This is a genomic window from Natronomonas sp. CBA1123, from assembly GCF_009741925.1.
Taxonomy (GTDB): Archaea; Halobacteriota; Halobacteria; order Halobacteriales; family Haloarculaceae; genus Natronomonas.
This window is the reverse complement of record NZ_WPCC01000015.1, coordinates 22,350-42,004: the sequence shown is the minus strand read 5'-3', so window position 1 is coordinate 42,004 and position 19,655 is coordinate 22,350. Positions and strand designations below refer to the sequence as shown.

The window sequence follows — 19,655 nt, the reverse complement described above, 5'->3', positions numbered from 1 at the left end:
CGTCCCATGTCGGAGGAAACGCGAATGGCAGACCTTCTCGAAGAACTGCGGGAGGCAAAACGGGCCGTCGCCGACGAGGGGCGGCCGGACGCCGTCGAGAGCCAGCATGCACAGGACAAACTCACTGCCCGCGAGCGCGTCGAGTACCTCTGTGAGAGTTTCGACGAAATCGGCCAACTCGCCGCCCCGGCGCCGACGACGCCCGAGACTGCCGACTGGGACCGGGAGGATGCCCCCGCCGACGGCGTCGTCGCCGGCGTCGGTGATATCGAAGGCCGGCCCGTCGCCATCGCCGCCACCGACTTCACGGTCAAGGGCGGTTCCATCGGCCACACCGGCGGCGAGAAACTGAAGCGAGTCATGGAGTTGGCGCTCGAACGCGGCTTCCCCACCGTTCTCCTCCACGACGGCGGCGGCCACCGGATTCAGGAAGGACTGGACGCCCGCCCCACCGCACAGGGCGACGGCGGCATCTTCCGGTTACAGACGAAACTTTCGGGGTGGGTACCCATCGTCTCGGCGATGATGGGCCCCGGGTTCGCCGCACCGACGAACTTCTCGGCGATGGCCGACTTCGTGCCGATGGTCGAAGGGTCGACGCTCGGCGTGGCCGGCCCGTCGCTGGTGAAAGCCGCCCTCGGCGTCGACCTCTCGAAGGAGGAGTTGGGCGGCGCGGGGTTCCAGACGGCCGAGACGGGTATGGCGGACCGCGCCTACGAGGACGACGAGGCCTGCCTCGACGGGGTTCGGGAGTTCCTCTCGTATCTGCCGCGGAACGCTCGTCGCGACCCGCCGAGTGCCGACGCCCGGCCGCCCGCAGAGGCCACCCGCGAACGCCTGCTGGAAGTGATGCCCGCCGACCCGAAGAAGGGTTACGACATCTACGCCATCGTCGAGGGCGTCACCGACGAGGAGACGTTCTTCGAGACGAAACCGGAGTTCGCACGGAACGTCGTCACCGGGTTCGCCCGCATCGACGGCCGACCGGTCGGCATCGTCGCCAACAACCCCCGGGTGATGGCCGGCACCATCGACGCCGACGCCTCCACCGCGGCCGCACGGTTCGTCTCGTTGTGTGACGCCTTCGGGCTCCCCATCGTCGCCCTCGAAGACGTACCCGGCATCCTCCCGGGGCCGGATTCCGAACGCGACGGCGTCGCCCGCGCCGCCGGCAAACTCCCGTTCGAACTCAATCGCGCGACGGTACCGGTCGTCAATCTCGTCCTTCGGCGCGGCTACGGCTTCGGTCACGTCGCCATGGGCGGCGGCGAGTCCGTCCAGAACGTCCTCACGGCCGTCTGGCCGACCGCCGAGGTCGCCGCGATGGGTATCGGGGGCGCCGTCGACGTCGTCCACGGACGGGAAATCGAGGCGGCCGACGACCCTGATGCCAAACGGCAGGAACTCGTCGAGTTCTACAAGGACCGCACCGACGCCATTCGGTCCGTCGAGGGCGTCGGAATGGACGCCGTCATCGAACCCACCGAAACGTACGGCTGGGTGAAACGCGCGTTGAATCGCTACGACGAACCACGGGAGGAGGAGTGGCCGCCGAAGAAACACGCAATCAATCCGTGGTAGCGCTCACAACAGCGTTTCCAGTCGGTTTCGGTGGAAGGCGACGGCGTCGCCGCCGGTTCGTTCCGGATATCCCGGCCGCGTGACCTCGCCGTCGGCGTCGACTGCCGACCGGAGGACGGCTATCAGTCGCTCCCGTCGCGTCGGTTCCGGGAGCGGTCGAACGGAACTGTAGCCGTCACGGAACGCCGCCCGAAGCCGGGTCGGGTCGTCGACGTACCAGTCGGCGACGAGGTGTTCGGTCTTGGCAACAGAGAGGCCAGTCGTCGCCGCGAGCGGTTCGCCCCAATCAAGGACGGCGACGAGTTCGCCGGCCGCCACGAGTGCGTTTCCGGGCCGCAGGTCCCACGGGTACAGCCGAGGCTGTGGAGGCTTCCGGTCGGGACCCTCCCGTATCGCATCGAGCAACGGCGATTCGAGGTCGGCAAACGCCGCCGGGAGGGCACGAACGCCGGCCTCGCCGTGGCCGACCAGCCACGGTTCGTACGCGTCCGGTCCGTTCGCCCCGAGGGTCCCGTTTTGGGCACGGACGGGGCCGAAGGCGTCGAAGGGGAACGCCTCGTGTAACTCGGCGAGCGCGTGGCCGAACCGCCGTGCGATGTGCGCTCGGCGGTCCGGCGGGAGAGACACGAACCGCTCGTGGAGGTTGTCACCGTCGACGTACTCGGTGACACAGTAGCCGAAGGCGTCGATGCGGCCGACGTCGAGAACGGCAGGGACCGGAATCGTCGTTCGAGTCGCGACCGCCTGTGCCACTCGCATCTCCGTCCGGAGCGCCTCGGCGTCGGGCGATTGCTGGACGACGACCGTTCGGTCGTCATCGAGGGCGACGATAGCCGTTCGCTTTCGGTTCCCCTCCGACGGCGTCGTGACCGACTGGACGGATGCCTCCGGACACACCTCCGCGATGACGGCTTCCGGCGAGTCAGTCACGGGCCGACCACACCGCCGAGGTCCGACAGCGAACCGAGGACGTGTTCGGGTCGGTACGGTTCGGGGTCGGCCTCCGTCGGCGAGTACCACGCGCTCGCCAGTCCGGCGTTCTGCGCACCGGCAACGTCGTACTCCAGTGAATCGCCGACGTAGAGCGCATCGCTCGCCGCGACATCGAGCGTATCGAGTGCGGCATCGAAGGGGTCGCGGTGCGGTTTCCGACGCGGGAGGTCTCCCGCGTAAACGACCGTCTCGAAGCGGTCGCCGAACGCCAGCGCGTCGAGTTTCTGGGCCTGTCTCGATTCGGGGCCGTTGGTGACGAGGCCGACCCGAGCGTGGTTTCGGGCCGCCTCGATGGCTGCTTCCGCGCCCGGAGACGGCGTCACCTGGGCGTAATCCACGACCTTGAGGAATCCCTCACCGAGAGCTGTCGCGTCGACCGGCGCCCGGCTGTGTTGGGCGGCCACCTTCGTGAATCCGGCTGCCAGATAACTCGCTTGGTCGTCCGGTGGCGGCGAGTCACCGAGCGCCGCCCACAGGTCGTCGGGTTCGCCGAACGGTTCGATTCCGGCGGCATCGAAGGCGCCGTAATACACCGTCTCCGGCGATTGCGCCTGCTCACAGAGGGTTCCGTCGAGGTCGAACAGGACGGCGCTGTAGGTCACGGCTCCAGTAGGTGCCGCTCCGGCAAAATTCCCGCGGTGGCGGCGGGCGTCTCAGTCCGACCCGACGTACACCGTTCCGTCGACCACGAGCGGGTCGGTCCGAATCCAATCCAGCATCGAGTAGGTCCACCGGTCCCCGCCTTCGGTATCGAAGGCGGACAGGGTCTCGTCGTCGCTGCCGACGTACACCATGCCGTCGGCGACTGCGGGTGCGGAGTAGGCTTCGCCTCCGAGACCGACCTCCCATCGTGGCGCGCCGTCGGTGTCCATCGCGTAGAGTCGGCCCTCCGACGTGCTCACGTAGAGGGCGCCGTCGGCCAGCGTCGCTCGCCGGTACACGCCGCTGTCGTCGAGGGTTCGGTCCCATTGGACCGTCCCGCTGTCGACGCCAAGGGCGTACATCCTTCCGTCGGTGTTGCCGATGTAGACTCTCTCGTCGGCGACGGCCGGGCCAGCGACGAACTCCTCGCCCGTGGCCGCCTGCCACCGGTCAGTTCCGGATTCGATGTCGACGGCGTGAACGCCGCTTTCGCGTGACCCGACGTAGACGGTTCCGTCGGCGACGGCTGGTGTGCCCTCGATGGCATCGTCCGTTCGGTACCGCCAGCGGACCGTCCCGGAGTCGGCACCGACCGCATACAGTACACCGGACTCGTCGCCGACGTACACCGTTCCCTCGGCGACCGTCGGCGAGGAACGAACCCAGTCTTCAGTCTCGATTGACCACTCTTCGGACCCATCGTCCGTATCCAGCGCGTAGAGGTGGCTGCTGTCGCTGCCGATGTAGACGGTGCCGTCGACGACGGTCGGTCCGGACCGGACCCAGTCTTCGGACCCCGACCCGAGGGACGCACGCCATCGTTCGGTTCCGTCGGCGGCGTCGACCGCATAGCAGTAGGTGTCGTCGCTGCCGGCGTAGACGGTGCCGTCGGCGAACGCCGGCGAGGAGCGTATCCAGTCGGCGGCCTCGAAGGTCCAGTTTTCGCTGCCGTCGGTCGCGTCGACGGCAGCCAAGATTCCGTCGTTCGCGCCAGCGATGTCGTCGAGACCGGTACAGCCCGCCAGCGAACCACCGACGGCCGCGGCACCGACACTGCGGAGGAAGCACCTGCGTGTGGGCGACATGCTCCGCGGCACGAAGAGCGACGAAAAAATCTTTCCGCCCGTAACGAGCGCGCGAACGGCGATAGGATATACACGGACGTGATTATATTCTGCTCCCACGGGCCGATTATCGACACCCTTTTTCAACGCCTCGTCGCAGGTACGACCATGACTGACCGGGGCCCGCTGTACGCCGTCTCGCCGCTCGACGGCCGCTACGCCCGTTACACCGAACCGCTCACAGAGTACGCAAGCGAGGCCGCCCTCATGCGTGCCCGCATCGAGGTCGAAGTCGAGTACCTCATCGCCCTTGCCGACCTCGAGGCGACGCCGCTGTCGCTGGACGAGGAGACACGCGCGACGCTTCGGGACCGATACGAATCCTTCGACGCCGAGGACGCCGCCGTCGTCAAACAGCTCGAAACCGAGGGGTACGCCGGCTACAGCGCGACGAATCACGACGTGAAGGCCATCGAGTACTTCGTCCGGATGGCGCTGCCCGACGAGGACGAACAGGGGCCGTGGGTCCACTTCGGGCTCACCAGCGAGGACGTGAACAACCTCGCCCACCGCCTGCTCGTGAAACCCGCTGTCGAGGACGTGCTGGCGCCCGAAATCCGTGAGTTGCGCAACACGCTGGTCGCGGAGGCACGGGAGTACCGCGACCTTCCAATGTTGGCTCGCACCCACGGCCAACCGGCGACGCCGACCACCTACGGCAAGGAGTTGGCAGTCTACGCCTCCCGTCTCGGCCGTGCGCTCGGTCGCCTCGAGGCGGCCGCCGACGACCTCTCGGGGAAACTCGCCGGCGCCTCCGGCACCTACGCCGCCCACCACGTCGCCTACCCCGACGTCGACTGGCGAGCGTTCTCGAAATCCTTCGTCGAGTCCCTCGGTCTCGAACACACCGAACTGTCGACGCAGGTCAACCCCTGTGACGACCTCGCGGCCGTCTTCGACGCCTTGCGCGGCGTCAACAACGTCCTCCGAGACCTCGATTTGGACATGTGGCTCTACGTCTCGGACCGCTATCTCGGTCAGGAAACCGTCGAGGGCGAGACCGGCTCCTCGACGATGCCACACAAGGTCAATCCCATCGACTTCGAGAACAGCGAGGGGAACCTCACGAAAGCGAACTCGGATTTGACGTTCCTCGCCGACTACGTCACCACCTCACGACTCCAGCGGGACCTCTCGGATTCGACCGTCAAGCGCAACATCGGCGCGGCCTTCGCTCACTGTCTCATCGGCTACGGCAAGACCGCCAAGGGACTCTCGAAAGTCGAACCGAACGAGGCGGTGATGCGGGAGGAACTGGAGGCCAATCCCGAAATCATCGGCGAGGCCGTCCAGACAATCCTCCGTCGGGAGGGCGACACCGAAGCCTACGAGCGCATCAAGGCGCTCACACGGGGACAGCGAGCGACGCTGGAAGACTTCCGTGAGTTGTTCGACGAACTCGATGTCGACGAATCGGTTCGGCAGGAACTCCACGACCTCACTCCCGCCGGCTACACCGGATTGGGCAGCGAGTTGGTCGAGGAGGTTTGATACCCGGCCGCTCACCCCGGAGGGAAGGGAACGTAACGCTTGATAATGCGGGCGGGAAGATATCGATACATGAACGGGGTGGAACTAATACTTCGCCTGCTGGCCGGGGGCTTGCTCATTTTGGCGAACGGTTTTTTCGTCGCAATCGAGTTCGCGCTGACCCGTGTCCGGCAGTATCCACGATCCGAGTTCGACGTCCCGGGGCTCCGGCGGGCCTGGGAGATGACACAGAACCTCGAAATCTATCTCACGAGCTGTCAGGTCGGCATTTCCGCGACCAGTATTGCTGTCGGCATCGTCGCAGAACCAGCGTTGGCTGCGTTGATTAATCCAGTTTTCGAAAACACACTGCTTACGTCGATTGGTGTGGGGGGCATCCTCGCGTTCGTCATCATCAATCTACTCCACCTGACCCACGGCGAGCAGACGCCCACGTATCTCGGGGTCGAGCGGACGAAGTTCGTCGCTCGGTACGGTGCGACTCCCCTCTACTGGTTTGCCAAACTGCTCTATCCGGTTATCATACTCGGCGACAGCGTCGCCAAATGGACGCTCGGGCTTTTCGGTATCGAGATGACCGGTGCCTGGCTCGAAACCGAAACCGACCGTGTCGAATCGCGGGCAGACCTCCGTCACCGACTCGGGACGTTACTCGACAACGGAGACCTCACCAACGAACGCAAAGAGGAGGTTATCAACGCGTTCAGCGTGGGCGAACTGCCGGTGAGTGAGGTCATGACCCATCGGTCGGACATCGTGTTCCTCTCGACGGCCGTCTCTGCACAAGAGAACCTCGACCGAATCGGGACGAGCCCACATACACGGTTTCCGTTAATCGGTGACGACCCCGCGGAGTATCGGGGAATCGTCTACGTCCCCACGGTCGTCGACCAACTCGACGCCCTCAGACGCGGCGAAGTTACGTTCGAGGATATCGCCGCTCCGCCGATGACGCTTCCCGCGGACACACCCATCAGTGATGCCGTCGATTCGTTTCAGGACGAACACCAGGAACTCGCGCTCGTGACTGACGACACGGACGGGACCGTCGTGGGGTTGATTACCGCAACTGACGCCCTCGAAGCCGTGATGGGTGAAATCGAAGACCCACTGGATATCGAACTCGGGGACCGAACGACCGCTCCACAGTGACACGAGCAGACAGTACGTATTCGATACCCGAACGCTGAACGAGTCAGTCGGGAGACGGATACAAGCGTCGGCACCTTCGACGGCTCACGTGAGGACCACCGCGTCACTCGGTTCCGGGCGCTTCGTCCTCCAGTCGCGTCAGGTCGTCGAACGTCTCCCGGCGACGCGTCAGGCGAACGTCGTCGCCCTCGATTGCGACTTCGGCGGGTTTGGGCTGGGAGTGGAACTGGCTGGCGAGGTTGATGCCGTAGGCGCCGACGTTGCCGATGGCAAGCAAATCGTCGGCCTCGGGTCGGGGGATGGGCCGGTCGGTACAGAACACGTCGGCGCTGGTACACAGCGGCCCGCCGACGCTCGATTCGACGGCCTCGCGGTCGTCGCCCGTGACGTTTCTGATGTGGTGATAGGAGTCGAACATCGCGGGGCGAATCATCGCCGTCAGACCGGCGTCGACCCCGACGACGCGCGTCTCGGGCGTCTGTTTGATGGTGTTGACCCGCGTGAGGAGTGCGCCGGCGTCGGCGACGAGATACCGACCGGGTTCGAGCGCGATGGTGGCATCGACGTCCTCGGTGACCCCCCGGACCATCTCGGCGGCGGCCTCGATGTCCAGCGGCGGTTCCTCGGGGCGGTAGGGGACGCCGAAGCCGCCGCCCAAATCGAGGAACTCGATATCACCCACGCGTTCGGCGAGGTCGGCGACCTTCTCGAGGGCCCGACGGTGGTCGTCGAGGTCATCGGAGAGGACGCCGCTACCGACGTGGGCGTGAAGGCCGACGAAGTCGAAGCGTTCGCGTGCCTCCTCGGCGACCTGTTCGACCTCGTCGTACGGCAGGCCGAACTTCGCGTCCTTGCCGGTGGCGACCTTCTCGTGGTGGCCGGTGCCGATGCCGGGGTTGACGCGCAGGGCGAGGCGGCCGTCGAAGCCGCGTGCTTCGAGACGGTCCAGCGTCATCTCCGCGCCCGCCGTGATGGTCAATTCGGGGGTGTCCTCCCACAAATCGACGGCGTAATCGAGGTCGCCGTCCGGCGGATTGACCGCGGTGTACTGGAGGTCCTCGGGCGCGACGCCGGCTTTCAGCGCGCGGTCGAGTTCCCCGGCAGCGGCACACTCGATGTCGGCGCCGGCGTCGTACAGCGTCTGTATGACTGCCCGGCCCGTGTTGGCCTTCGCGGCGTACATGACGTGGGCGAAGTCGAACGCCGAATCGAACCGCGCGAAGTTCTCGCGGATGCGGTCGTGGTCCATCACGTACAGCGGCGTGCCGTGTTCGTCGGCCACCCGTTCGAGGCGGTCGGCGTCCCAATCGGCGAGGCGCTTGACGAGCGGCGAGGCGGCGAGACTCATTGTCGAAAGGGAGGGTCGACCGATAACAAGGGTTCCGCTTCGACCGAAAGGCTTGCCCTACTCGACAGCGAACCGAGGGGTATGACAGACGAGACGCCACGCCGCCGCAGTGACCGCACGAACCCCGTCGGCATCGCCATCGGGTCGACGCTCGGTCCCTTCAGCGCCGCCGTCGGCAGCGTCGTCAGCGAAGACCGCTTCGCGTTCAAACTCTCCGTCGGCGCGGGCAGGGACGACGATGACGGCTTCGACGACGCCGACGCCACGACAATCAAAATCGAGGACGCAGACGAGGAAACGGTCGAAAGCAGCGAAGACGACACGGAGTCGAGCAACGACGAACCCGCCGAAGCCGACGACTGAACGTCGAGTCCTGCCACAGAACCGTTCTCGTACCGCCCTCAGTTATCGCGCAGGGCGTCCTCGCGTTGGGTCGCCTCCAGGGTCTCTTCCTCGACGTCGGTGGCGACGACGGCGGGCTTGTAGGCGCCGCCCTCGAAGAGGTCGTGGTCGCCGACGCTGGATTCGACGAACCGAGTAAAGGCGCGCCGCTCGGGCGGCAACTCGCCGTAGATGACCTCCTCCTCAACGAGGTCGTACACCGGAATGCGCGGGGTCAGGAGCGTGTTCTCGCCGACGATGCTGCCTTCGCCGACGACGAATCCGGAGGTGACTCGACAGCCAGCGCCCAAGGAAACGCCGTCCTCGACGACGACGGGGGCGGCCTCGACGGGTTCGAGGACGCCGCCGATGAGGGTGTTGGCACCCAACTTCACGTTATCACCGATTTGGGCTGCAGAGCCGACCGTGTCACAAGAGTCGACGAGCGTGCCGTCGCCGATGTGGGCCCCGATGTTGACGAACGCCGGACTCATCAGAATCGCGTCCGAGCCGATGTAGGCGCCGCGGCGGACGACGGTGCCGTCGGGCGTGTTCCGGGTGCCTCGCTCGGGGAGGTCGTCGGTCTCTCGCAGCGGCAACACGTCGTGGTAGTCGACGCCGCCGTAGGTGTGGGTCTCGATGTTCCGCAAGCCGAAATTGAGCAGAATGCCCTGTTTGACCCACTCGTTTGCCTCCCACTCGCCGTCGTTTTTCTCCGCGGCGCGGACCTCGCCCGCTTCGAGTGCCGCTAGGAACTCCTCTAAGACGGCGATATCCTCGGCGGTGGCTTCATCGGCGGTCAATCCCTCTTCTTTTCGTTGCTGTAGGTCCACGATGTCGTTTTCGAGTGCACTCATTGGGCGTATCCTCGGAAACACGGGACTTGGCTCTATTGGAAGACGCGTGTTTTCCGTGGCGGCCGGGCTGACAGGGACTCATGGTGGGCTGACGACACGACTTATAAAATAACGTGCCGTAGTATCCACATGGAGGCGGATACGTATCGGAAACTCGTCGATGAGTCCTCCGATATTGCCACGATTATCGATTCTGACGGGACGATTACGTACGTCAGTCCCTCGGTAGAGCAGACACTCGGGTACGAGCAGGAGGGGCTGCTCGGCGAGTCAGGGTTCGACTACCAACACCCCGACGACCGTGCGGCGGTCGCCGAAGCCATCGAGAGGCTGCAGGCGAACCCCAACGAGACACGGGTTATCGAAACCCGGTTTCGGCGTGCCGACGGGTCGTGGTGCTGGATTGAAGCGACGCTACAAAACCGGATAGACGACCCTCGCATCAGCGGGATTTTGGTGAATAGCCGTGACATCTCCGAACGAAAACGACAGGAACAACAGTATCAACAGCTCGCAGAGGAGTACAAGACACTGCTCGAAACCGTCGAAGACGGCATCTTCTTTCTGGCCGTTGACGACGTGGACGACAGCAAGGAATTTCGGTTCGAACGGCTGAACAAGAGCTACGAGGAACAGACGGGCATCACGACCGAGGACGTCCGAGGGAAGACCCCGACCGACGTATTCGGCGACGAACTCGGGTTGGAACTCCAGTCGAACTATCACCGGTGTGCGATGGCCCGCAAACCGATTACGTATCAGGAGGAAGTCCCCGTCGAGACGGGAGCACGGTTCTGGCAGACGAACCTCGCACCGGTCGTCACCGACGGCGAAGTGACTCAGATTATCGGCATCACGCGGAACGTCACCGAGCGCGTCGAACGCGAGCGGCAACTCCGAATGCAAAAAGAGCAACTCGACGAGTTCGCAAGCGTCGTCTCTCACGACTTGCGAAACCCACTCACCGTCGCACAGGGACGAGCGAAACTCCTCGCCGAGGACGACGACAGCGAGCATCTCAAGCCGCTTCTGCAGGCGCTCAACCGGATGGAGAGACTCATCTCGGATACGCTCACCCTCGCCAGACAGGGACAGGTCGTCGCGGAGTTCGATTCCATACGGCTGACCGACCTCGTTTGGTCCTGTTGGAAAACTACGGCAACGCAGGAGGCGACTATCGAAATCGACGACGAAATCACCATCCGCGGTGACCGAAGCCGACTCCGACTGGTCTTCGAGAACCTCTTCCGGAACGCGGTCGAACACGGACGGGTTGACGTAACAGTCCACATCGGATGTATCAATGAACACGGCATCTACGTCGAGGACAACGGGTCCGGTATCCCCGAAGCCGACCGGGAAACCGTATTCGAACCCGGTCACTCGTCGGCGAGCGGTGGTACCGGGTTCGGCCTGACTATCGTCAAGCGAATTGCAGAGGCACACGGCTGGGACATCGAAGTCCACGAGGGAACTGCCGGGGGAGCACGCTTCGAATTCACCGGCATCGAGTTCGTCCGACAGTGATGCAGACTCTCGTCGCCTCGTGCGTCCCTCGGAGCGCCGAGGAGGAGTGTAGAAACGGACCTACAGCACGTCTTCGAAGTCGTACCAGCCGGCCTCACGGCCGAGGAGCCACTCGGCGGCGTCGACGGCGCCCGCCGCGAACACTCGACGCGATTCCGCGCGGTGGGTCAGCGTCAGCACCTCGTCGTTGTCGGCCAGAAGCACCTCGTGTTCCCCGCGGACGTTGCCGGCCCGGCGAACGTGGACGCCGACTTCGCTATCCTCCCGCTCATGTTCGCCTTCCCGGCCGTGGACGCGGTCGAGGGCATCGTCACGAGCGGAATCGATGACCTCGAGGAGGGTCTTCGCCGTCCCGCTCGGGGCGTCGCGTTTGCCGTTGTGATGCGTCTCGGTGAGTTCGACGTCGTAGCCCGGCAGCGCCTCGACGCCGGCCTCGACGACCCGGAGCAGCGCCTGCACGCCGCGGGCGAAGTTCGACGCCTTCAGCACCGGCGTCGACTCGCTGGCCGCCCGGAGCGCATCGAGGCCGCCCTCGTCGAACCCCGTCGTCCCGACGACGTAGGGGACGCCCGATTCGGCGGCGAGGGCGGCGTACTCGCGGCTGGCCGACGGCACGGTGAAGTCGATGGCGACGTCGGCGTCTGCCAGCAGTTCGGGGAGGTCCTCGTCGGGGTAGACGCGAACGTCCTCGATGGTGTCAGAGGACGTGGCGACGCCGGTCACGTCGTGGCTACGACCGCTGGCCTCGGCGACGATTTCGCTGCCGGTCCGTCCGGTCGCACCGATGACGAGCAGGTTCATTCGAGGTCGTCGAGGACGCGGCGCAGTCGGTCGCGGTTCTCGGGTTGGAGCGGATTGAGCGGCGAGCGCATCGTATCGGAGTGGATACCCCGCATCGCCATCGCCTCGTTGATGGGGATGGGGTTGGTCTCGACGAACAGCGTCCGGAAGAGGTCACCCAGTTCGTACTGGAGTTCGCGGGCGCGGTCGAAGTCGTTCTCGAGGGCCGCCCCAACGAGGGCGACGGTGCGTTCGGGTTCGACGTTCGCCGCCACGCTGATACAGCCGGTGCCGCCCTGTGCGATGACGGGCAGCGTCAGGGCGTCGTCACCCGACAGCACCGAGAAGTTCTCCTCGCGGGTACGCTCGATGACCTCGTTGGTCCGGTTGAGGTCGCCGCTTGCGGCCTTGTAGCCGACGACGTTCTCGTGTTCGGCCAGGGAGACGGCGGTCTCGACGGCGATGTTCCGGCCGGTGCGGCCGGGGACGTTGTAGATGATTTGCGGGAGGTCGACCGCGTCGGCGATTTGCCGGAAGTGGTGTTCCATCCCGTCCGGTTCAGGGATGTTGTAGTACGGCGAGATGAGGAGCAGGCCGTCGGCGCCTGCGGCGGCCGCCCGTTCCGAGAGGTCGAGCGCCTCGCGGGTGTTGTTCGACCCGCTGCCGGCGATGACCGGCACGTCGTCGACCGCGTCGACGACCGTCTCGACGACCTCGATGTGTTCGTCGTGGGTCATCGTCGCGGATTCGCCGGTCGTGCCGACCGGCACGAGGCCGTCGACGCCGGCGGCTTCGAGTCGCTGGGCGTGGGCCCGGAGGGTGTCGTGGTCGATGCTTTCGTCGTCGTGGAACGGCGTCGTCATCGCGGGGAAGACGCCGTCGAATGTGTCGTGTGTCATGGTGTGTTGGGAGTCGTGCGTTCGGAGGCTGTGCGTTCGGTGTCGACCTGCGACGGGACGCCACGCCCGCCGGAGACCGGTCTACGAACGTTTGCCTTTGGAGAAAGCGACTGAGACGACGGACTCGCTGGGGTTCGTCCGTGGCCGACCGACGAGTACGCCATCTCGCATACATCAGAGACGTTCGCGGACGGACTTAGGCGTTTTGAGTCCGACACACCGTCGTGTGGTGTGTTATCATCCACGCCAGAAGCCATTTGACCGTAAACGCCTAACTCGGGGTACATGAGACACGTAGGACTCAAAGCCCGCATGGCGGTCGTGGGGAGCATCCTCTTCGCCTTCTATGCGATGCTCGCCATCGTCGCCTTCGAGGTCTTCGGCGTCGGCATCCCCGTCATCCTGCTGGGGACGGTCGCCTTCGCCGGCTTCCAGTACGTCGTCGGCAAGAAGATGGCGCTGTGGAGTACCGGCGCCGAGGACATGCCCGAAGACCGGTTCCCCGAGGTGCATCGCTCGGTCGAACGCATCAGCGAGGAGATGGACCTCGAAAAGCCACGCCTGATGGTCGCCGACATGGGCGTTCCGAACGCCTTCGCGGTCGGCCGCCGGGGCGCCGGCGTGGTCGTCGTCTCCACCGAGTTGATGCACCTCCTGAGCCACGATGAGCTCGAAGCAGTCCTCGCCCACGAACTCGCCCACATCGACAACCGCGACGTGATTACGATGGTGATGGGCCAGTCCATCGCCTCGATGCTCGGGTTGGCGGCGTACTTCGTCGTTGCCTTCGCCGGCGAGGACGGTATCGGGAGCATCATCCTCGGCTACATCGCCTCCATCCTCGTCCAGTCGGTGGCGATGGTGTTCGTACTGGCCATCTCCCGGTACCGGGAGTACGTCGCCGACTCCGATGCGGCAGAGCACGTCGGCGGCGACGCGATGGCACGCGCGCTCCAGAAGATTAGTTCGGCCGGCCAGCGCGGCAACGCCGAGTTAGACGACAACGTCAGCGCGCTGTGTATCTTCGGCGGCGAGCGCTCGGCACTGGAGCGAGTGTTCGCGACGCACCCGCCCATCGAGAAGCGAATCGAGGCCGTTCGGGACGTGGAACGGTCGTACTACTGAATTCTATTCGCTCGGTTCTCTGACCGCCATTCCGGAGATGTACTCGGTGAGGTCCGTCGCCGAGATGATTCCGATTGCCTCGCCGTCCTCGTCGACGACCGGGAAGTGACTGATTTCGTACTCGACCATCCGTTCGGCGATTTCGGGAATCGCCACGTCGGATTGCGTCGTCGCGATGTCCTCAGTCATGTGGTCGCCGACGGTCGTCGTCGACTTGGGCGTCCCTTCGGCGACGATGCGGACGAAGTCCGTCGAGGTGAGAATGCCAATCGGGCGGCCCTCGTCGTCGACGGCGACGACGGATTTGATGCCCTTCTCGAGCATTCCGTCAGCGATTTCCTCGACGGGCGTCTCCGGGTCGGCCGTCAGTACAGGCGCGGTCATGAGATGCCCGACTTCCGTGTTCATGGCGGTCCGTTGCGCGCACCCGGTTATAAGCATCCGGTTCTCGGCGCGTTCCGCCACCACCGCCAGTCGCTGCCGTCTCACCTGCGTTCGACACGCTAAAGCGGCCGCCGGAACTCCCTAGGGTATGGAGTACCACGAGGCGGCGAACTTCCTGTTCGACCTCCGCCGGTACTCGCCGACGACCGGTGTCGAGTCGACCCGGCGGCTCCTCGATTTCCTCGGGGGGCCCGGCGAGGACCTCCGGGTCGTCCGCATCGCTGGGTCGAACGGGAAGGGCAGCACCGCCCGAATGGTCGAATCCGTCCTCCGGGAAGCCGGCTACGACGTGGGGCTGTACACCTCTCCGCACCTCGACGACGTTCGCGAGCGCGTCCGCATCGACGGCCGGAAGGTCTCGAAGACCGCAGTGTGTGAGTTCGTCGAGCAGGTCGAACCGTACGTCACCGAGCGGGCCGCCGAGGGCGCCTCGCCAACGTTCTTCGAGACGACGACGGCGCTTGCGGTGTGGGCCTTCGCCCGTGCCGACGTGGACGTGGCGGTACTGGAGGTCGGCATCGGCGGCCGCTACGACGCGACCGGCGCCGTCGACAGCGAGGCCGCAGCGGTCACGAGCGTCACGCTCGAACACGCCGACATCCTCGGTGACACGATACCCGAAATCGCCCGTGATAAGGCCGCGGTCGCGCCGGATTCGAACCCGCTCGTCACCGCCACCGAGGGCGACGCCCTCGACGCCGTCACGGACGTGGCCGGAACGGTCCGTCGGGTCGGAACCGACGACGAGGCGGACATCCGCGTCCGTGACGACGGTCGGGTGGGCGTCGAGCAGGCCGTCGCACTCGACGGCGACGACTGGACTGTGGAGACACGCCTCCCGCTCCTCGGGACGTATCAGGCTCGAAACGCCGGCGTCGCGGCCGAACTTTGTCGACAGATGGGCGGCGTCTCGACCGACGACATCGAACGCGGCCTCCGGAACGCCCACTGGCCCGGCCGCTTCGAGGTGATGGAGCGAGAGCCACTCGTCGTCCTCGACGGCGCACACAACCCCGGCAGTTGTGCCGGCGTCACGGAGACGCTATCGACGTTCGAGTACGACGACCTGCATCTGGTCTTCGGTGCGATGTGCGACAAGGACCACGCGGGCATGGTCGAAGCGCTGCCCGACCCCGACTACGTCTACACCTGCCGGCCGGACTTCGAGCGCGCCGAAACGCCCGAGGCGCTCGCGGCGGCGTTCGAGGCCGCCGGGTCGGACGCCGAGGGACGGACGAAGGCGGCCGTCGAGGACGCCGTCGAGGCCGCCATCGACGCGGCCGGCGACGGCGACGCCGTTCTCGTCTGTGGGTCGCTGTTCGTCGTCGCCGAAGCCAGGCGGCGCTGGACCCGACTCCGCGTCGAAAAGCGCGTGCCGGACCTCGACGCCGCTCGCGACGTGCTCGAAAGCGCCGACGTGACCGAGGGTGGCATCCACCGAATGCGAGCGAAGGGCGTCCACCGTGTCGTCGCCACCCGCGTCCAACCCCGACAGGCCGAATACCTCAAACAGGAGTCGCTGTCGCTGGGCGCGGAGTGTGCCACCTCCGGACTCACAGCACAGGACCGCGAACTCGTCGACGTGGTGTTGATGGGAACGCTCGCACAGTTCAAGCGCCTCGCGGAGAAACTCGACGGGCAGGCCTACGGCCTCTCGCGGTTCGCCGACGAACTCAGGGAGACGCTGGAAATCGGCCATCGACCCGAACCACACGGCTACCCGTGGGACGACGGAACCGCGGTCATGGGGATTCTGAACGTGACGCCCGACTCCTTCCACGACGGCGGCCAATACGAGGACATCGACGACGCCGTCGAACAGGGTCGACGCCTCGTCGAGGCCGGCGCCGATATCGTCGACGTGGGCGGGGAGTCCACCCGACCGGGCGCCGACCCTGTCGCGGTCGAAAAAGAGAAAGAGCGCGTCGTTCCCGTCGTCGAGGCGCTTTCCGACGCCGACGCCCTCGTCTCTATCGATACCCGGAAAGCAGAGGTGGCACGGGCCGCTCTCGATGCCGGCGCCGACATTCTCAACGACGTATCCGGGCTGGAGGACCCCGAGATGCGGCTGGTGGCAGCCGAACACGACGTTCCCGTCGTCGTGATGCACTCGATTCACACCCCGGTCGACCCCGAGGCCGACATCGAGTACGACGACGTGGTCTCGGATACGCTCGATGCGCTGGTCGAACGCGTCCTGTTGGCCGAGAAGGCCGGATTGGACCGCTCACAAATCATCGTCGACCCCGGCCTCGGGTTCGGAAAGTCTCCCGGGGAGGACTTCGAAATACTCGGTCGCTTAGAGGAGTTCCGTGCGCTCGGCTGTCCGGTTCTCCTCGGCCACTCGCACAAGTCGATGTTCGGACTCCTCGACCGTGAGGCGGACGAACGGCTCTCCGCAACCGTCGCCGCAAGCGCGCTGGCTGCCGAGCGGGGCGCCGACATCGTGCGGGTTCACGACGTCGAAGAGAACGTCGCCGCGGTGAAGACGGCCGCTGCCGTGATGGACCCCGCGGCGTTCACGGAAGAGTAACCGACACGTTCGGCCGATTGGAGAAGATATATCCTCGCCGTTCGACTACACGTAGGCGTGGCGTCCCCGTTCGAGGTTCTGGGTGTCGAGCCGGGTGCTGACCAGCGGGAGATAGAGCAGGCCTACCGGGACCGAATCAAGGAGGCCCACCCCGACCACGGCGGCTCTCCACGGGAGTTCAAGCGCGTCCGGGAGGCCTACGAGGACATCAAAGCCGGCCGCGCCCGGAGCGTGCCCGACGCCGACGAGAAGGTCGGCGCGCCGGGCGAACCGCAATCCGAGGCCGACGAGTCGGACGAAACCACCGACGGACCCGAGGAGTCGGCGACGCGCGTCGAGTATCTCAACTACGACGTACTCGCGGACCACGGCTGGAGCCTCGATGACGACGACCTCTTCGATAAAGCGTCGGCGGCGAACCTCGACCACGAGGACTACGGCCGGTTTCTGGCCGAACCGCGGGAATCGCTCCTCGAAGCCGCCGAGAACCGCGGTTTCGCGTGGCCCTACGCCTGCCGCGGCGGCGCGTGTGCGAACTGCGCCGTCGCCATCAAGGAGGGCGAACTGTCGATGCCGGTCGACCACATCCTCCCCGAGGAGATGCTCGACCGGGGGATTCGACTCTCCTGTATGGCGCGGCCGGCGACCGACCGACTGCAGGTCGTCTACAACGTCAAACACCTGCCCGACCTCGACGACCTCCTGTTGCCGCCGAGTCCCTTCGAGAAGGCCCAAGCCGACGACTGAGAGCGGACGCTCGGCGGTTCAGTCGTCCGTCGCGGCTGCTTCCGCCTCGGCTTCGTCGGATTCCTCACCGTAGATGTCCTCGATGGCCTCCTCGTAGGCAGCGCGGATGTTCCGCCGCTTCTTCTTCATCGACGGTGTCAACAGGTCGTTTTCGGCGGTCCACTCCTCGGGCACCAGCCGGAACTCCTTGATGGTCTCGTGTTTCGACAGCACCTCGTTGACGCGGTCGACCTCCTCGGCGACCCATTCGTGGACTCTGTCGTCCTCGATGGCTGCCTCCGGGTCTTCCGGAAGGTCGATTCCCTCCTCGTCGGCCCACTCCCACAACTCCTCGAAGTTCGGCGCGATGACCGCGCCGATGAACTTCCGGTCGTCGCCGACTACCATAATCTGGTCGACGCGGGCGGAGGTGGCGAACTCGTCTTCGATTGGCTCCGGGGCGACGTTCTTGCCCGTATCGAGGACGATGAGGTTCTTCCGTCGGTCGACGAAGCGGACGTAGCCGTCGCCGTCGATGGCGACGATGTCGCCGGTCCGGAAGTAGCCGTCGTCCGTGAAGGCGGCCTCCGTCTTCTCGGGTTTGTTCCAGTAGGCCTCGAAGACGTTCGGCCCCTTCGCGAGCAGTTCGCCGACCTGCCCTTTCTCGGAGGCTTTCGTCTCCTCGCTGACGACATCGGGGTCGAGTTGAAGGTCCACGTCACACAGCGCGATGCCCATCGTCCCGACGCGGATGTCCTCCGGTGGGTTCGTCGTCAGCGCGGGGGCGGTTTCGGTGAGACCGTACCCTTCCAGAATCGTCAGCCCCATCGCCCGATACAGTTTCGCGAGGTCCTCCGACAGCGACCCACCGCCCGAGACGAACAACTGCACGTTGCCGCCGAGGGCCTCACGCACCTGCGAGAAGACGAGTTTGTCGGCGATTTTCAGTTTCGTCTCCAAAATGGTGCCGGGGTCGTCGGCGTCGTCGTACGTCTGGGCGGTGTCGACGGCCCACTCGAAGATGCGCTTTTTCACCGGCGATTCGGAGGCCTGTTCGCGCATCTGGTTGTAAATGCGCTCGTAGACCCGAGGTACCGACGCCGCGGCGTCGGGACCGACCTGTTTGAGGTCGTCGCCGACCGTATCGGGGTTTTCGGCGTAGGCGACGGTCATGCCGATGCCCAACTCGTGGAAGTGGTTGATGCGCTCGAAAGCGTGTGCAAGCGGCAGGAACGAAAGCGCCGTCATCCCGGCCTCCATCACGGGGATGTCCTCGTCTTTGTCGGGACGCGGCCCGATGCGCTTCCGGAGTTGGTTGAAGCAAGTCCGCCAGTTCTTGTGGGTCAACTCGACGCCCTTCGGGTCGCCGGTCGTCCCCGAGGTGTAGACGAGCGAACAGAGGTCCGTCCACTCGCGGTTCTCGAGCCACGACTGGAAGGTGTCCTCGTCGTGGTTGGCCGCCCCGAGTTCGTACACATCTGCGAGCGTGTGGATGTCCTCGCGGTCGGCGTACTCCTCGGAGACCTCGTCGATGACGACGACGAACTCCAACTCAAGGTCGTCCTCGACCGACAGCAGCGTCTCCAGTAGCGCCTCGTTTTCGACGACACAGCCCATCGCGTCGTTGTCGTCCAGCAGGTACTGGACCTTCGGCGCAGAGGATTCGGTGTAGACGGTCGTGACGACGCCTTCGGCGGACTGAATCGCGTAGTCGGCCTGAGACCACTCCATGCGGGTGTTCGCGTAGATGCCGACCCGGTCGTCGGGGCCGACGCCGAGTTCCCGAAAGCCCGTGGCGAGATAGCGCACGATGTCGCCGGTCTCCTCGTAGGTGAGCGCACCGTACTCGCCTCGGGGCGGTTCCGGAACCACGTCGTCGGTCAGCGACCGGTCGTAGACGCCGCCCTTGTACATCTGGGCGTCCCGAGTGCCGTTCCGCCCCACCGAATCGAAGAACAGCTCCGGGATGGTCGTCTCGCCGATTACCTCGTCCGTGTACTCGCGTTCGACTGCTCTCCAATCCATAGCGATTGATAATCACACACGCACTTG

At 65.4% G+C, this 19,655-nt stretch carries 17 protein-coding genes; 8 read left to right on the top strand and 9 right to left on the bottom strand.

Annotated elements, in window-relative coordinates; translation table 11 throughout:
* The first annotated feature begins 24 nt into the window (after positions 1 to 24).
* Positions 25 to 1,581, top strand: a complete 1,557-nt coding sequence (locus tag GJ631_RS08920) for an acyl-CoA carboxylase subunit beta (RefSeq protein WP_156708815.1) — start codon at positions 25 to 27, stop codon at positions 1,579 to 1,581.
* A 3-nt stretch (positions 1,582 to 1,584) separates the two neighbouring features.
* Here the strand turns inward: GJ631_RS08920 and GJ631_RS08915 are convergent, their stop codons facing one another.
* Genes GJ631_RS08915 through GJ631_RS08905 form a run of 3 tightly spaced genes read right to left on the bottom strand, consistent with a single transcriptional unit; the run spans position 1,585 to position 4,301 of the window.
* The gene (locus tag GJ631_RS08915) at positions 1,585 to 2,511 is read right to left on the bottom strand and encodes an aminoglycoside phosphotransferase family protein (protein WP_197424933.1); all 927 of its coding nucleotides are present in this window, start codon (positions 2,509 to 2,511) and stop codon (positions 1,585 to 1,587) included.
* Positions 2,508 to 3,176: an HAD family hydrolase gene (locus tag GJ631_RS08910; RefSeq protein WP_370518612.1), complete on the bottom strand. Its 669-nt coding sequence runs from the start codon at positions 3,174 to 3,176 to the stop codon at positions 2,508 to 2,510. Before GJ631_RS08910 ends, GJ631_RS08915 begins: the two co-directional genes overlap by 4 nt.
* 51 nt (positions 3,177 to 3,227) lie before the next feature.
* Positions 3,228 to 4,301, bottom strand: coding sequence for a PQQ-binding-like beta-propeller repeat protein (locus GJ631_RS08905; RefSeq protein ID WP_156708814.1), 1,074 nt, complete (start codon positions 4,299 to 4,301; stop codon positions 3,228 to 3,230).
* A gap of 147 nt (positions 4,302 to 4,448) precedes the next feature.
* Between GJ631_RS08905 and purB the strand changes: the two genes are divergently transcribed.
* Positions 4,449 to 5,831: an adenylosuccinate lyase gene (gene purB / locus GJ631_RS08900; RefSeq protein ID WP_156708813.1), complete on the top strand. Its 1,383-nt coding sequence runs from the start codon at positions 4,449 to 4,451 to the stop codon at positions 5,829 to 5,831.
* Between the two features lie 69 nt (positions 5,832 to 5,900).
* Entirely contained in the window at positions 5,901 to 6,983 is a 1,083-nt protein-coding gene (locus GJ631_RS08895) for a CNNM domain-containing protein (protein ID WP_156708812.1), read from the top strand.
* Between the two features lie 103 nt (positions 6,984 to 7,086).
* Here GJ631_RS08895 and lysA read toward each other — a convergent pair whose 3' ends face one another.
* Entirely contained in the window at positions 7,087 to 8,331 is a 1,245-nt protein-coding gene (gene lysA / locus GJ631_RS08890; RefSeq protein ID WP_156708811.1) for a diaminopimelate decarboxylase, read from the bottom strand.
* An 81-nt stretch (positions 8,332 to 8,412) separates the two neighbouring features.
* On the opposite strand from lysA, the gene GJ631_RS08885 reads away from it, so the two are divergent.
* On the top strand, positions 8,413 to 8,694 hold the full coding sequence (locus tag GJ631_RS08885) for a hypothetical protein (protein ID WP_156708810.1): 282 nt from the start codon (positions 8,413 to 8,415) through the stop codon (positions 8,692 to 8,694).
* A 38-nt stretch (positions 8,695 to 8,732) separates the two neighbouring features.
* Here the strand turns inward: GJ631_RS08885 and GJ631_RS08880 are convergent, their stop codons facing one another.
* Positions 8,733 to 9,569 carry a 2,3,4,5-tetrahydropyridine-2,6-dicarboxylate N-succinyltransferase gene (locus tag GJ631_RS08880; protein ID WP_156708809.1) on the bottom strand — a complete coding sequence of 279 codons (837 nt, stop codon included), beginning with the start codon at positions 9,567 to 9,569 and terminating at the stop codon, positions 8,733 to 8,735.
* A 129-nt stretch (positions 9,570 to 9,698) separates the two neighbouring features.
* Between GJ631_RS08880 and GJ631_RS08875 the strand changes: the two genes are divergently transcribed.
* Positions 9,699 to 11,096, top strand: a complete 1,398-nt coding sequence (locus GJ631_RS08875; protein ID WP_156708808.1) for a PAS domain-containing sensor histidine kinase — start codon at positions 9,699 to 9,701, stop codon at positions 11,094 to 11,096.
* A 60-nt stretch (positions 11,097 to 11,156) separates the two neighbouring features.
* On the opposite strand, the gene dapB is transcribed toward GJ631_RS08875, so the two are convergent.
* Together dapB and dapA are read right to left on the bottom strand one after the other, a co-directional pair.
* Positions 11,157 to 11,897, bottom strand: a complete 741-nt coding sequence (dapB, locus tag GJ631_RS08870) for a 4-hydroxy-tetrahydrodipicolinate reductase (protein WP_156708807.1) — start codon at positions 11,895 to 11,897, stop codon at positions 11,157 to 11,159.
* Entirely contained in the window at positions 11,894 to 12,775 is an 882-nt protein-coding gene (gene dapA, locus GJ631_RS08865) for a 4-hydroxy-tetrahydrodipicolinate synthase (protein ID WP_156708806.1), read from the bottom strand. The genes dapB and dapA overlap by 4 nt, the downstream gene beginning before the upstream one ends.
* A gap of 285 nt (positions 12,776 to 13,060) precedes the next feature.
* Between dapA and GJ631_RS08860 the strand changes: the two genes are divergently transcribed.
* Entirely contained in the window at positions 13,061 to 13,900 is an 840-nt protein-coding gene (locus tag GJ631_RS08860) for a M48 family metalloprotease (RefSeq protein ID WP_156708805.1), read from the top strand.
* A gap of 3 nt (positions 13,901 to 13,903) precedes the next feature.
* Here the strand turns inward: GJ631_RS08860 and GJ631_RS08855 are convergent, their stop codons facing one another.
* Positions 13,904 to 14,308, bottom strand: coding sequence for a CBS domain-containing protein (locus GJ631_RS08855; RefSeq protein WP_197424930.1), 405 nt, complete (start codon positions 14,306 to 14,308; stop codon positions 13,904 to 13,906).
* 124 nt (positions 14,309 to 14,432) lie between these two features.
* Here GJ631_RS08855 and folP point away from each other — a divergent pair, with 124 nt between their 5' ends.
* Both folP and fer read left to right on the top strand, forming a co-directional pair.
* Positions 14,433 to 16,877, top strand: a complete 2,445-nt coding sequence (folP, locus tag GJ631_RS08850; RefSeq protein ID WP_156708803.1) for a dihydropteroate synthase — start codon at positions 14,433 to 14,435, stop codon at positions 16,875 to 16,877.
* A 57-nt stretch (positions 16,878 to 16,934) separates the two neighbouring features.
* A complete protein-coding gene (gene fer / locus GJ631_RS08845) occupies positions 16,935 to 17,624 on the top strand; it encodes a ferredoxin Fer (RefSeq protein ID WP_370518611.1) in 690 nt (229 codons plus the stop codon).
* An 18-nt stretch (positions 17,625 to 17,642) separates the two neighbouring features.
* On the opposite strand, the gene GJ631_RS08840 is transcribed toward fer, so the two are convergent.
* Positions 17,643 to 19,628, bottom strand: a complete 1,986-nt coding sequence (locus GJ631_RS08840) for a long-chain fatty acid--CoA ligase (protein WP_156708802.1) — start codon at positions 19,626 to 19,628, stop codon at positions 17,643 to 17,645.
* Between the last annotated feature and the right edge of the window lie 27 nt (positions 19,629 to 19,655).